At 46.2% G+C, this 14,495-nt stretch carries 12 protein-coding genes; 3 read left to right on the top strand and 9 right to left on the bottom strand.

What is annotated here, in order from left to right; genetic code table 11:
- Positions 1-272: 272 nt before the first annotated feature.
- The gene (locus J2Z66_RS14900) at positions 273-2,894 is read right to left on the bottom strand and encodes an SLC13 family permease (RefSeq protein WP_209972239.1); all 2,622 of its coding nucleotides are present in this window, start codon (positions 2,892-2,894) and stop codon (positions 273-275) included.
- 49 nt (positions 2,895-2,943) lie between these two features.
- On the bottom strand, positions 2,944-3,858 hold the full coding sequence (locus J2Z66_RS14905) for an L-lactate dehydrogenase (protein WP_209972240.1): 915 nt from the start codon (positions 3,856-3,858) through the stop codon (positions 2,944-2,946).
- 213 nt (positions 3,859-4,071) lie between these two features.
- Here J2Z66_RS14905 and J2Z66_RS14910 point away from each other — a divergent pair, with 213 nt between their 5' ends.
- Positions 4,072-4,380, top strand: a complete 309-nt coding sequence (locus J2Z66_RS14910; RefSeq protein WP_209972241.1) for an antibiotic biosynthesis monooxygenase — start codon at positions 4,072-4,074, stop codon at positions 4,378-4,380.
- Between the two features lie 1,019 nt (positions 4,381-5,399).
- Positions 5,400-6,014, top strand: a complete 615-nt coding sequence (locus tag J2Z66_RS14915; RefSeq protein WP_209972242.1) for a DedA family protein — start codon at positions 5,400-5,402, stop codon at positions 6,012-6,014.
- Positions 6,015-6,331: 317 nt separating this feature from the next.
- On the opposite strand, the gene J2Z66_RS14920 is transcribed toward J2Z66_RS14915, so the two are convergent.
- The 3 genes from J2Z66_RS14920 to J2Z66_RS14930 form a co-directional block, all read right to left on the bottom strand.
- Positions 6,332-6,769, bottom strand: a complete 438-nt coding sequence (locus J2Z66_RS14920; RefSeq protein ID WP_209972243.1) for a helix-turn-helix domain-containing protein — start codon at positions 6,767-6,769, stop codon at positions 6,332-6,334.
- Between the two features lie 13 nt (positions 6,770-6,782).
- A complete protein-coding gene (locus J2Z66_RS42635) occupies positions 6,783-7,103 on the bottom strand; it encodes a DUF6932 family protein (protein WP_245375563.1) in 321 nt (106 codons plus the stop codon).
- A gap of 399 nt (positions 7,104-7,502) precedes the next feature.
- Entirely contained in the window at positions 7,503-8,930 is a 1,428-nt protein-coding gene (locus J2Z66_RS14930) for an extracellular solute-binding protein (RefSeq protein ID WP_209972244.1), read from the bottom strand.
- Between the two features lie 273 nt (positions 8,931-9,203).
- Between J2Z66_RS14930 and J2Z66_RS14935 the strand changes: the two genes are divergently transcribed.
- Positions 9,204-10,193, top strand: a complete 990-nt coding sequence (locus J2Z66_RS14935) for a zinc-dependent alcohol dehydrogenase (protein ID WP_209972245.1) — start codon at positions 9,204-9,206, stop codon at positions 10,191-10,193.
- An 817-nt stretch (positions 10,194-11,010) separates the two neighbouring features.
- Here J2Z66_RS14935 and J2Z66_RS14940 read toward each other — a convergent pair.
- Genes J2Z66_RS14940 through J2Z66_RS14955 form a run of 4 tightly spaced genes read right to left on the bottom strand, consistent with a single transcriptional unit; the run spans position 11,011 to position 14,476 of the window.
- On the bottom strand, positions 11,011-11,877 hold the full coding sequence (locus J2Z66_RS14940) for a DUF8832 domain-containing protein (RefSeq protein ID WP_209972246.1): 867 nt from the start codon (positions 11,875-11,877) through the stop codon (positions 11,011-11,013).
- A complete protein-coding gene (locus tag J2Z66_RS14945; protein ID WP_209972247.1) occupies positions 11,858-12,910 on the bottom strand; it encodes a hypothetical protein in 1,053 nt (350 codons plus the stop codon). Before J2Z66_RS14945 ends, J2Z66_RS14940 begins: the two co-directional genes overlap by 20 nt.
- A complete protein-coding gene (locus J2Z66_RS14950; protein WP_209972248.1) occupies positions 12,907-13,911 on the bottom strand; it encodes a hypothetical protein in 1,005 nt (334 codons plus the stop codon). Before J2Z66_RS14950 ends, J2Z66_RS14945 begins: the two co-directional genes overlap by 4 nt.
- Positions 13,901-14,476: a sigma-70 family RNA polymerase sigma factor gene (locus tag J2Z66_RS14955; protein WP_209972249.1), complete on the bottom strand. Its 576-nt coding sequence runs from the start codon at positions 14,474-14,476 to the stop codon at positions 13,901-13,903. The genes J2Z66_RS14950 and J2Z66_RS14955 overlap by 11 nt, the downstream gene beginning before the upstream one ends.
- Positions 14,477-14,495 lie beyond the last annotated feature (19 nt).

The raw sequence follows: 14,495 nt of genomic DNA on the forward strand, positions 1-14,495 counted from the left end.
TTAACCTGACAACATTGGGGGCGTGGGCTCCAGCCGCTGTTAAAGATTTGTTCCCTTGAATGGAAAGGATGCAGGGGGTGGAACAAATCTTTAAATGCGGACGCTATCGCTGTTCCTCCCACACCCCTTACCTCTCTCAACTAGAAAGTGGCGAACATGTCATTCTCAAACGGACAGCCAGCAGTCGTCTGCTTCCTGACCGAGAGGAATATTACACATAAGCATAATCTGAGACACATTTACACTACCTAATTCACATCATCGTACAGGCTTCATTGGATCAAGCCAAGCCATTTCCAATAAGGCACACAAGCGACGCCCACTAGTAGAACAGCCAACACATACAGGAAAGCAACCTTTTGCCCCTGCCGGTGGCTGAAAGCTTTTCCCTCAGAGCTGTAGTATGCAGTCAGATAAGTCGGTGATTGATAGGAAAAAATAAAGGGATCTGTCGACAGCAGGATGATAAACACAAGAATCCAAGGATGGATTCCGGCCTGGCTGCCCAATGGAAGAAGCGCCGTTACGAGCAAAATAACTGCAGGATCATCTCTAACTACAAAGGTTACCAGAAAGGACAGCAGGATTACGGCCAATAGAAACAAAGTGGGTGAAGAAATAAATAGAGTCATATGCTCGCCCAAAAAAGAGGACATAGCCTCCACGATCCCCAGTTCTCTGGCCACAGCAGCAAAGCTGAAAGCAACCCCAAGAAATAACAGGAATGTCCAGTCAATACCTGTCCGAATCGTCTCCGTGTTCAAAACCCTGCTGATGACAAGTACAGAGAATCCAAGCAGCATAACCCAGGTACTGTCAATCCCATGCAGCGGCTGTAAAATCATCAGGATGATGCACCCGATAACCGTCGTCAGGGAAATAATTTCTTCTTTGGACATCGGTCCCAAAAGCCTAAGCTGTTCATCCAGCACTTCACCTGAAATCACCTTGACCTCAGACGATGGGGTACGCATTCTGAGCAGCATCAGCATAAAAACAGCAATAAAAATAAAAAATCCAGGCAAAGCATAAAGAAACCACTGCAGCCAGGATACCGGATGTTCAGCCGATACGAAGCCGTAGGCCATAATATTCGTGTACGAGCCCGTCATGACAAAAGGCGCCATAAATCCGTAAAACAGCATGGCAGCCAGACCAAGACCCGCTGCACCGCGGCTTCTCTCGGCAAACCCCATGGCTTCGGCCAGCGTCTGGGCAATCGGAACGCCCAAGGATACCTTCGCAGAGGAGGATGGAATCATAGGATTCATGATGACGCCCCCGACCATAATCCCCCACAGCTGCCCCCGGTAATTAGGCGGGAAGCGCCGCAGCGCATTCAAGGAAAAACGGTACAAAATGCCCGACCTGGTTATGACAGCACTAAATGCCATAATAAAAATCATAAACAGCCACGTCGTTGAAGCGAACCCGGACAAAGCAACCTCCGGCTGGACCAAACCGCCCATAACCCAGAGCATGACCATCCCCAAAGCTACAACGTAATCCGGAATAATATTAACAATCCACAATATGACTGCAGCAAGAGCTATACCTGTAAAATCCATCCCATGGCGCGACAATCCCGCTATTGGAGGTATATAATGGAAGATCACAACACAAGCGATCGCGGCTATTACCAACAATAAGCCCATGAGCCGGCTTCGTTTCATAAGCCTGCTAGCACGCTCTGCGAGAAAACGGCTTTTTTGGCTCGAAAATTTTTGTTTGGCTAGTTCGTAGCTTCGTTCCTGATCCTCTGCCTGCTTTCCTTTTCTTTCTGTAAGCAGGATCAGGGCTTCTGCCTGCTGCAAATATTCCAACGCCTGCTGTTTTCTATCGAGCAGTTGGCAAAGCTTGGCCCCCCACTCATAGATGGACATGATCTGCTGAGAAGTGAAGGACGTATGCTGCTTTTCCAAGGCAATTTCGACCAAGGATAGCCCGGTTTCAGGAGCATGGTGGGTACACCACTCTATATACTTTTCCAGAACCGTATAACGGGTAATCAGCAACGGCTCCGGACAGCGGGTAAGGATTTGGCAGATGCCCTCATTTTGCTCATTCGAGGCCTGATCTGCGCTCCGCTCAACAGTTTCAAAAACCGCTTCCCATTCTTTCCTCTCGGCATGAATTTCCACAGAAGCCACCCATTGTCCCTGTGCCTCATAGTATGCCGCCGCCCTCTCAGCCCATAGCTTCTTCTCGGCATAGCCTAACTTATCAGCGGATATGTCCGACAATATCCTCCTTACACTAGGCTTCAGCGTAAACCAATCGCTATTCTCCGTTTCAACCTGCAGGAATGGCTGCAGCCCAGGATTGGCCTCCAGCTCTTCCTGCAGAGAAAAGGTGAAAGTATGGGCAACCAATTGTTTACTGACCCTCGGCAGTTCAGCACACCAGAGCAGCAAATCCAATACATATTCAGGAAACTGCTCGGTATCCCGCAGAACTAATTGAGCCTCCGTTTGTTTCGAGGCCTGCAGACGTTCATTATTGACAACCAGCCGTTTGGATAACAAACGGATGAAATAACTGGAGATACTTGCCTGCTCTGCAATCAAGTTATCAAAAGTATCCCTGTCGATCACATACAGCACTGTGTCCATTGCAGCAACAGCGGCAGCTGAGCGGGCATCCCCCGACAACAGCGCCATCTCGCCAAAGGCATCCCCTTCATCCAGAACGGCAAGAGACTGTCTGGTAGCTTCAGCGGCATTGGAGAACAGCTCAATGCTCCCGCTTTTGATAATATACATCCGATCCCCTACGTCGCCTTGGGCAAATAACACCGTTTGCGAAGCAAGATAGAGCTTGTCCAGTCTTCCCAGTAATTTCGCGAGCTCGATATTGCTCAGGCCCTCGAACATTTCTATATTTTTTAGCGTCATACGAGAATTTTCCCTCTTTACTCTTTACGTTCATCCATCATCGGTTTTATCAAGAAATAGAGCTTACAATCCCCTTCAGCTTGGCAGCAGACCGCTGGAGCAGTATCCTCTCCCCATCGGAAATATCAAGCTTCACCACAGATCGGACTCCCTGGCGATCAACAACACAAGGCACTCCTATATAGATATCGGAAATATCCTCGTAATTATTCAATAAAGTCGAAACGTTAAGAACGGATCCTTCATTGCGCAGGATAGCCGTGCAGATCCGGTCAATAGCCAAGGCAATTGCATAATAGGTGGCACCCTTAGCCTGAATGATTTGATAAGCTGCATCCTTGGTATTATTAAAAATAGTTTCTTTGACATCTTCGGTTAGCTCAGGTTCCATCCCGGCAATATTGGCCAGGCTCCAGAGAGGAAGCTCCGAATCCCCATGCTCCCCCACGATATGCGCATGCACACTACGGGGATCTATATCCAAATGACTCCCGATCAAATAACGAAATCTTGCGCTATCGAGCAGTGTCCCGGTACCTATTACACGATTTGAAGGCCAGCCGGACCTTTTCCAGGAAAAATAGCTCATAATATCAACCGGATTCGAAGCGACCAGCAAAATTCCGTGCGTATTATATTTCAGGATCTCATCAATGACACTTTCAAATATAGAAATGTTACGCTGCAGCAGAGCAATTCGGGTTTCCCCAGGCTGTTGAGCGGCCCCGGCAGCAATAACGATAATATCTGCGGACCGGCAATCCTCAAAGGTACCAGCCCATACCTTCGATTTTCCCAAAAAAGGAAGCCCATGATTCATATCAAGTGCATCTCCGACCGCCTTGTCATGGTTCGCATCGATTAATACGAGCTCGTCCATTCTTTCGCGGAGAAGTAAGGTATATGCAGCTGTGGATCCCACTGCGCCGACTCCGATGACGGCTATTCGCGTTCCATTTTTCATCCCTATTTCCCGCTTTCCTAAAAGATGTATTGAAGATCCTGATTACCATTCCATTATCCAGATAGCCAGCGCTTACTGTCAAGGTACAAGCCTCAATACCTCAGCAGTGAAATTTGGTCCGCTCCACCCCTTACGTTATAATATATAGAAGCGGACATACCTGCACATTAGGAATAGGCGTGTCCGATAAATCCGTTTGGGAGGCGATCCATCATGTTAGTCGTTACAAATACAATACGAATCAAAGCCGGGTACGGAAAACAAGTGGCAGCACGTTTCGCAGCAGCAAAGGGCGTTCAGCAAATGCCTGGATTTAACCGTCTGGAGGTTTGGCTTGGAGAAGGCAAAGAAGGCGAAGAAGAAATGAAAGTATGTACAATTTGGGAAAACGAGGAATCCTTCAAAAATTGGACCTCCAGCGAATCCTTCCGTGAATCCCACCGCGGCGGCGGAGATACTAAAGAATACATGCTGGGCGCGTCCCTAAATAAATACGAGCTGGTCGTCGCTCACAGCGAATAAGTTAAGAGTTACTAACGCAAGCAGGACCCGGCAGCGTTTTTGTTGGCTGCTGAGTCCTATGCATTGGCGTTGACTTACGCATCGACTTTTGCATTGGCTTTCGCTTAGTCATCTAACCTTACCAGGCTTGCTGTCTTGCTATGTAACTCTCAGAATTTTTTTCTGAGAAGACTACAAAAACAAATTCGAAATTTACACACGGCCCAGTCCGGATCCTCCTGTTACCCTCCTTGCCTGATCCTCCCGGTAAAACCATTCAAACACATGCGTCGCATCCCTCTTCGCTAATACCGATTCCCGTAGCGCTAACCTCGATCACCATTTTATGATTCGCATATGAGGTCTTGACACCATGCCACCAATGCTATCGGCTTGATCACCCACAGCTGGTGCATCCGTTTACGGTCGGCCCCCATCATCATTTTGCACTGAAAATTGTAAATTGTGCAGCATCGTTTCTTCCACATCCACGTTCATTCAGTACCTCTAAGCCTTGGCCGCTCAACTCTTGAGACTATTTTTGAACGATAACAGCTCCTCATCTGTCTTCTTGTAGAGGGTACTCTGCACTTGCCTAATAATAATGCCAAATATCATGAAAATCACCGTGAAAGCAATAAAGTCAAAAGACTGAAGTCGCTGCTGCTGCTTTCGGAAAGTATATAGCCAAGTCTGCGAAACGTTTTGATTTTTTTATCGTAGTTATATTTTTTAAGATGTTTCCTGAGATGGTTGGCATACAATTCTAGAATTCTCTCATCAATTCCAATCTATGACCGTCAGTATGAGAAGCGGAGTTGTGATGTTCTTTTGTCTAAGCTGCTGAATCACTTCATATCCATTAATAAAAGCCAGCTGTCCAAAAGAATGACGTCATAGATTTGTTCTGTCCGAGTGCAAACAAGGCTTCCTCCATCAAACGCTTGCGTCGTTTCAAACATGCTTGATTAGCGCGTCTTGTAATTTTAAGTAGTTTTACCTATCATAGCTGCAGCAATGCAAAAAAGGAGATTCGAAAGATGGAAGCTTGGATCACAGGAATTATGAACGATTTTGGTTACATGGGCATTTTTCTCTTAATTGCTTTTGAGAATGTTTTTCCACCTATTCCATCGGAAATTATTTTGACCTTTGGCGGCTTTATGACCACCTACTCCGATCTAAGTATAATAGGTGTTGTCATTGCTTCAACGCTTGGCGCTGTAATTGGAGCCATTATTCTGTATGGCATCGGCGTCCTGCTGGATGTAAACAAACTGGAAACGCTCGTCGGTAAATATGGTCATTTTCTGCGCTTGAACAAAAAAGATATACATAGAGTCAACGACTGGTTCAATAAATACGGGGTTTGGGCTGTCTTTTTCTGCCGGCTCGTGCCTTTACTAAGAAGTCTAATTTCGATACCAGCTGGCAGTACGCGCATGAACTTCTTTACTTTTCTACTGCTTACAACCGCTGGCTCACTAATCTGGAATATTGTTCTAGTAAATATAGGCGCTGCCGTAGGTGCATCATGGGAAACAATTGTTGGTTACATGGATATATACTCGAATATCGTCTATGTCGCTTTAGTTGTACTGTTTGCTTTGTTTGTCTTCTTATTCATAAAGAAAAAGAGGCTCCTGAAGAAATAGGCCCGCTCTGCTCTGATTAATAGGGATGTTACAGGTGAACCTGACCGAAAGGGATAGTTAATACAAAGTAAATAACGTGGTTTGGATAGGCTATGGCTGTTAACTGATTTAATGATGAAAAACATCGTTATCGAAGGGAAGTTAAGCGGAACTCAGGGGATAGATGGTAGATGGATGGAAGAATGGGTGCGTGGATAAATGCTGGATAGGTGGTGGGCGCATCCTGAACTTCCCCCGCTGCATTAGCAAGTTAATTAAAGAAAACAAGAATGCCACTCTTTTTTTCCAAAGGGTGGCATTCTATTTGAAAAGAGCAGCTACGCTCCCAATCCTGCAGAAATTTCAATTTGAATGGTTGTGACCATTTCCATTGCTTTCATCACTTTTTCGATTTTTTCCGTTGTGGCCCCATAATATTCATTTCTTTCGTCCCTTGAAATTTGGGCTTCAGATACCCCCAATCGTTCCGCAAGCTCTGTTTGGCTCATTCCGATATATATTCTGTAAGCAATGAGGCTTTTGCCAATATCCGTGAACTTATGAATAGGGTTAAATACCCCTCTTTTAATTCTTTCGTAGTAACTGACTTCTTCCTTTAACTGTTCATGAAAAGAGATTAATGGTTGAATGGCCAATTCAATTTGTTCGGCATCAAGCCCCATTTCCTTGAATCGCCTTTTTTCACTGGCTATAAACTCAAGATCGGTTTTTAACTTCTCGATCGCCTTTTGATATGCCGCTTCATTTTTTATCATGTTACATCACTCCTTATTTAATGATCTGGATTATTCCTTTAGAAAGAAAGGTGTCCCGGGTTTTTCTAAAGGCAGCAGGAAACATTTGCTCATATCCATTCTCATCGAAAATTCCACAGCCTTGCCCAACATGAGGATAAAGCTCTACCTTATATCTATGCCACATTGGCAATTGATGCTTGGCTGAGTTCCGATCATAAATTCTGTCATTCCAGTTCCATGTCCATACTTTGAAGGAATCTAATGCATTTAATTCTTTAATATTATCCCTTAGACTGTGAGGGTCTGTAACAAAATAGCCATCAATATCACCTGGACTGGCTTTATCTTCCACAAAAGAACCGTCAATAAAAATTTCATTAATTCCAACTGTGTGTAATTACTCGACTAAAATCTCAAGATTGTAACGAGCATTAACCGTTTATCGTAATCCCACGGCACTTCTTCCAAAGGCCCTCGCACTAATAATGAATTCCTTAGATTTTGTACCGTCATAGGGTAGTCACCAGGTGGCAACAACCCATCATCATTGAATTGTAACGTCATTCAATCTACCTTTTGTTTATAAAATTATCTAATAAGAAAAAATTAATCTTTTTGTTATCTTAACACTTATGTTAATTTTATATTGGTATTTTGGAATTGTCAATGAGCACTCCATGGTTTAATACATGTTTCAATACAAGATTGTACTCCTAATTGGAATTGCCTTAAAGAGCTCTCATTTCCCCTGCTACTGTGGAGTGAAAGACTGCTGAAGCTGTGTAAACTCATCAATCAGCATTTTTTCATCAATGATACCGGACCAGAAGCGCTTCAGCAGGTTTCGCAGTGCGTGCTGCTCTGCCACAGTCAGTTGTAGATGTTTGTGCAGCCGGAACGTTGGAAACAGCTCGCGGAACATAGCTTCGTGCGCTGGCCGGTTGAGCTCATTCCCCGCTGCAGAAGATGGCCGCTGCTCCGCGATTGTTTTGACCACTGGAATGCTTAGTGTCATATCGCGCAGCTGCTGCTGCGCACGATGCGAAGCCAAATAGGAGGTTAACAGCTTGGCAGCCTCTTTGTTCTTCGAGCTTCTGCTAATGGCCATACCAAGTATAATCAGCAGTGTAGCTGGACGATCCAGGTAAGGCAGCGGCGAAATATCGTAATCGATACTAGCTTGCTTGAACTCGTTCATGCTGAAATAGCTCGACATAATCATCGACACTTTTCCCTGCAGAAATAGCGTATTCACATCGTCTCTACTTTCCGTTATGTAGCCTGGGTAGATGCGGCGATTTTGTGTAATCTCCTGGACTACTCGCGCCCCATTCAGCCATTCATGGTCAGGCGAACTGGCATTGGCATTGGTATCGGCACTGGCATCGGCATTGGCAGCACTTTGCAGCAAAAAAATCGGCCAGCGGTTTTCAGACAACAGATGGAAGTACAAGCCATAGCGATCCTCCGGCTTGCTGATCCGATCGGAAATTTGCAGCACATCGCTCCAAGTCCAGCTGCTGTCAGGCTCCAGTAAGCCTCCCTCACGAAAATGCTGCCGGTTGTAACACAGAATTATCGGCGAGAAAGCAACTGGCTGCACGTACATCTCACCATTGTCGGTGAAAGGAGACATAACGAAAGGGTACATCTCCCCATTTATAGGTAAAGGTTCGAATAGGTTGACAGCGTCAGCTTCCACCATTTCCTGAAATTGGCTATTGTTGAGCACCATCACATCCATCAGCCCGTTTTCCAAATAGGAACGGGCCATCTTATCGAAGCTGGACGAAGCTGCGGAAGATTCAGCCGCATAGGTGACCGTTCTCACTTCGATCCATGGATACTGCTCCTGAAAATCGGCAATCAACCGGGCCATCTCAAGGTCCCTCTCGATAATGGAGGGGCAGCCCATGGTCACGATTGTTTTGCGCTGTCCTATTGGCTCGGCTACACGGTTGCCGACGCGGTTAATTTTATGAATCAGTCCCTCTTCTGCGAGCTGCTCCAATCCTTTGCGCACTGATTTATTGCTTAAATGGAATTGTTCAGCGAGCGCACTTTCGGCAGGCAGGTAGCTGCCTGGCGCATAACGGGCGTTCGCAATATCCTGGCGCAGCCGGAGGACCATCTCGTCGAGGCGTGACTGGAACGTTTTGCGGCTTATTTTACTTTTCATGATGCGATTCTCCTTATTCATGCTTCATACATTGGCTGGTACACCAACTATTACATCAGCTGTTCCCCAACTCATACACCAGCTATTTATTATTTACAGTATACCTGTTTTTGCATGTAAGGAAAACGAGTACAGACTGTGAAAAATGAATTGACTTTGAATTAAGAGTAGCAGTATGATGAAGAAAGGAATTAAATATACATTAGTATAATATATTTAAAAACTAAATAAATATAATTATACATCAGAATGTAAATCAAAGGTGGGATTATTGTGAAAGCTGCAAAAAGTAGCAACGGTCAATTAAAAATCGTCGACATCCCCATGCACGAGCTGACCAAACAATCTGTATTGGTAAAAACCGATTATTCGGCCCTAAGTACAGGTACGGAATTGATGGTGCTTGGGTTCGCCAATGTTGAAGTATTTCTCGGATACAGCGGGACGGGCGTCGTTGAGGCTGTGGGAGAGGAAGTCACTCACGTACAGGTTGGACAACGAGTCGCTTGTTACGGCGTTCCAACACATGCTGAATATTTTCTAGCCAACAAAAATCACGTCACTCCTGTTCCTGAGCACGTTGATGCCCAAGAAGCCGCATTTGCTGGCATTGCAACAATTGGTGTACAGGCGCTGCGGCAGGCTGACCTCCGTTTTGGCGAGACAATCGTCGTGCTTGGCCTCGGCATCCTTGGGCAATTATTAGCCCAAATGGCCCGGGCTGCGGCCTATCGGGTGATCGCCGTTGATCATATGGAGGAACGCTGCCAGCTGCTGGATTCGACTGGGCTGCTCACAGCCTGCAGGAATGGCGAAGAGGTCAAGGAAAGGATTCAACAACTTACTGGTGGCAAGGGTGCTGATGCCGTAATGATATGCGCCAGCTCAAAATCACATAAGCTGATCGACCAAGGGCTTGAATGGATTCGCGATAAAGGAAAAATCGTCATCGTTGGCGATACCAATACCGAGTTTGACCGCAATGCGTTATTTGCGAAGGAAGCACAAATTACAATTTCCCGCGCGGGCGGCCCTGGCCGGTACGATACCGAGTATGAGCAGGAAGGCAGAGATTATCCTTACGGCTATATTCGCTGGACATTGGCCCGGAATCTGGAGGAATTCGTCCGCCTGCTTGCCGATGGACGCCTTAACATCAAGCCGCTGATATCCAACATTTATTCCCTCGAGGACATAGGGCTTGGTTATCAACAAGCGAAGGACGATCCCCGGAAAACAATGGGTATGCTGGTTAAATTCTAGGATGAGAAAGACGCCTCGTGGCGTCCTTTGAGGAACGTGTTCGGGACTTGGGTGCATTGCGGGAGGGAAGGGGTGTGGGCTCCAGCCGCTGTTAAAGATTTGTTCCCTGAATGGAATGTAAAGGGCGGAACAAATCTTTAAATGCGGACGCTTTCGCTCTTCCGCCCACACCCCTTCCCTCTCTTTAGTTACAATCGCACGAACACTAAGCTCAAACGGACAGCCAGCAAGAGTTTTTCTCTTGGTTAGAGGAGATTCCTAGCCGGCAGAGGAACTGGGGATGGAGATCTGAGAGGATCTGCTGCTTTAGCGATGATTTTCATCGCTAAAAGCACCGGGTCGTCTCCACAACCTTACTTTTACAATGAAAAACATCGTTAAAATCCCTTTTAAGCCCCCAATGTGAGGTCATTTCTCCTCTTTTAGCGATGAAAATCATCATTAACGTGACTGATTGACCGGAAACGCTCCCTTTAACGATCAAAAACATCGTTAAGTGAAACGCACGCTCCATTCGGGGGAGGAGCGCTTCTATGTGGCTTCTACTTCTACTTCTACTTCTACTTCTACTTCTACCTCTACTTCCTCTCACTCCTATCCCCATTCCTCTCTCAGCTACAAAGTGCCTAACATGTCACGCTCAAACAGACTTTTAGCTAGCAAGTGTCTTTTTCCTGACCGAAAGGGATAGTGAAGACAATGAAAATTTGGGCTTCCTTACATCCCACAGCCCCCATTTATCAAACATTTTAACTCTGCAATCCTTTACCGCTTTAAATTGATAACCCAAATTAATCTTGGTGTCACTGGCTAACAATTAAACGACCTGAATAACAAACGGGACTGTAATAACTTCACCGTTATACTGGAATTGACCCCATATCTTATATATCCCCGTCTCGGGAAAAACAGTGTGGAACATAACATCGCCTCCCGAGCTCATCTCTTCGGCAGCATGTACGTGAACATATACGTCGGCTTCGCTGTTCAGAATAACGCTATGTCCGGAAGCGCCAAGATAAGCTTCGAGCTTGGCAACCGGCTGCAAAGTTTGGGCGTCCGATACACGAAATTGGAGCATGACCATTTCCCCTGCTCTTATTTGATCAAGGCCCGAACTGGCGGATAGGGAAATATGGAGGTCGCCGACTTTTTTGCTGAACAGTTTATCGGGAATTATCTCCTCGCTTGGCGGAGCTTCTCCAGCCACCGTGATCCATTGCCTATGGGTCGTGATCTCCTGACGATCGGGTATAAATTCACTGATGAGCATATACGGACCGCCTTTTGGGAAAGGAATTCGGATGGTGAAAAGTCCATCCCCTTCATATTGTGGGTGGACATGCTGGAATGTAGCCAGATCCTTGCTAACCACAATCAGGTGCATCAGCTGAGTCCGGTCTTCCGTAAACTTCCTCACAGGTATCCCGGAACGGTCTTCCACCAGCAGCCTGATGTCAATGTCCCCTTTTCTAATGGATTCCCCATCAACTGCAACCGCAGTGACACTATATCCTCTATCTGTTATGTTTGTCATTCGGCTTTGTTGAATCATTGCCAGAAAACCTCTTGTCGGTGGACTCTTATCGACATTGTCCCACGTGATTTTGGAGCAGCCAGTCACCAGAATCAGTCCAAAGACTAACACCGCAATGATGAAGGATCTAAACAGAATGATGTTCATTCCCCCCTCTAGTTGGTGAAATAGCAAGAATGCTTATTGCTAGGGACAACAGCGAAGCCTGCACCATAGAGCCTGCCCATAATTCCGGATCCCAGCCAATCCCTACAGATAACGCCATGCTGAGAAAATAACCTCCCCACAACACCACAGGAACAACTAGGGCCAGAACCCGATAACCTCCCATTACGCCTTCTCTATGCCGAAAAATTACATGGATGGAATCAGCAGCCAACCCGGCAGCGAGAGAGATAAGAATAGACTGATACTGCTGGAAACCATCCAGAACCCCCATCAACACACTTATACATGTAAAAAGGAAAGTAATTGAACCGAAGGGAAGTTGCCACCGCTTCAGCAGCAAGAATACCGGATACATAAAGAGCAAGGTGTTCATCAAAATGTAAGTGAGACCGCGGATTTCCAAATCTTCGATGACCCTTATGCCAAAGAACGGATCGGTCCGGCTCTTGTACCAATCTATAACGTCTGGAGCGGCCAAATTATAGCGAAACATCCACATGTACATCAGAAAGAAACTAGCAGTTACCACACTTAAGGACGCTGAGAGCAGGGTCGGAAAAAATGGCCGCCAAGCGGGTTTATGCGGGGAGTCTTCCCAGCCAGCCCGAAACGGGCTGCTTATAATCAGCAGTGTGCCAAGCATTAACAGGAGATGGGACGGGCTAAGGAGTGCCGTCAAATTCTGTTCAATGCCAAAAATCAGGTGCCAGATCATATCACAAATCCCACCGGTAAGAAAAACAAAGACACCTATCAATCCTAACCCGTATCCAACCGGAATTGCTTGCCGCCAAGTACTTGCATTCCGCCTCTTATTGACATATACCAGCCCCAAAATCCATGCAGCTGAAGCCATGAAGCCGCTGTAAAGAATCCCATGCCAAGGCGAAAAAAACGACTCGGTCATCCCATGATTGTGCGCATACCCATCAATGAATATCCCGACCACCAACCATGTGCCCATAAGCATGGTCAGCATATGGCTGCCAATTGAAGCCTTCGCCGCGTTCATTCCTGATCCCCTCCAGCTGGTTTATCCAGTATCTGATGAGCGATGTCCAGAATATCGGCCTTGGAGACCCCAGTTGCAGACGTACCAATTTCATATCTGACAGTGACATCCCCCCAGGACTCCAGCCAAACCAATGTTTGATACTGGTCAGAATCACTGATCATATACGTTTCCGTCTTCATATAAGTGGTCTTCTTGTCATCGATGTAGATCACCTCATATTCAGATAAATCGCTAAATTTGACAATCCCTGTTTCCATTTTGAAAATTTCTGCAGTAATGATGATCTGATCCCTGGCAGGATTTCGGTAAAACGTTGAATAGACAGGGTTCAGTTCTGCCTCAGGAAGCAAGGGAACCCAAGCCTCGGATGTTTTCATGTATTGCGTCTTTTCCTTCAATGCTTCGAGCAAAGCCATATTCGATGGAATTAACATCCCGCCTGACGTTCCTTCCTTCTGACCTCCAGCAAAGGTCCAACCATGAAGAGAAAGCTCCTGCAGCCGAAGTGGTACCTTCTCCGCATTCAGTTCATTTGCCCACTTTTCATGATCCAGCCATATATACGGATTAGTGATGATAGCAAAAGGTGTGAGTTTCAGCTTCTTGTTAACAACGGGAAATAACCGCTCCATTTCTGCCGAATAATAAAGCACCCTTTCTCCGATCCCAAGGTCTCTTTTAATCTCTTTCATTCTTTCGCGAATATCCTTGGCTGCCTTGGCATCATAAGTGACGATAGGCTCCACGTTGAACACCATATGTAACAAGCCCTCCCGCATCTGAAGTCCGTATTGGCTCGTGAAACCTACAGTTACAACCAGGGCTGCGACAATCAATATGCTTCTCGTCCATACGCGTCGTGAATGAGCAGGCGCTTTCTCTTTAGACAATAAGTATTGATGATGCATCTGTTCAATTCGAATGTCTAATTCCTGAGGAGGATGCAGCTTCTGCGAAGTTTCTTTGTAAGCCTCGGATAGTTGATCTTCAATCGACATCGTATAAACCTCCTTCCTCAAACACTAGCTCACTAGCCAGCCTAAGCTTGCGAAGCGCCTCATGATGTCGGGACTTTGCCGTGCCGAGTGGAATCTGCAGCGTCTCGGAAATCTCTTCAAATGAACAATCCTGGTAATACCGGAGTACAATAACCTCTCTTAATTTGGCGGATAAAGCATTTACTAGCCTTAGGATATCGTGCTTCTGCTCCGCTTCGATAGCCATCTCGTCAGGACGCTTGGATGGCTCCACTTCGGGTATCAACCGATTGCGGCCAAGCAATCGCAGCCGCCTCCAGAGCTTCCGGTTCCAGCCCTTAACCTGTCGGATAACTAGACCATTCAACCAGGATCGGAACGGCTTATTGAAATCATACCCGGGCAAAGAACGAATAAGCTCCACATAAACCTCGCTTACCAGATCGCCAACCTCGTTTTTATTTTTCATCAGGTAGTAGGAGGTTCGGTAAACATGGTCGACTGTCAGCTTATAAACTTCTCTGAAAGCTTCTTCTTCACCTTGAATGGCGGGGATTAGCCATGGATGAATATCCGAATCTTTCAATAAAGACTACCTCCCCCCG

It is taken from the genome of Paenibacillus eucommiae (assembly GCF_017874215.1).
GTDB lineage: Bacteria > Bacillota > Bacilli > Paenibacillales > NBRC-103111 > Paenibacillus_AI > Paenibacillus_AI eucommiae.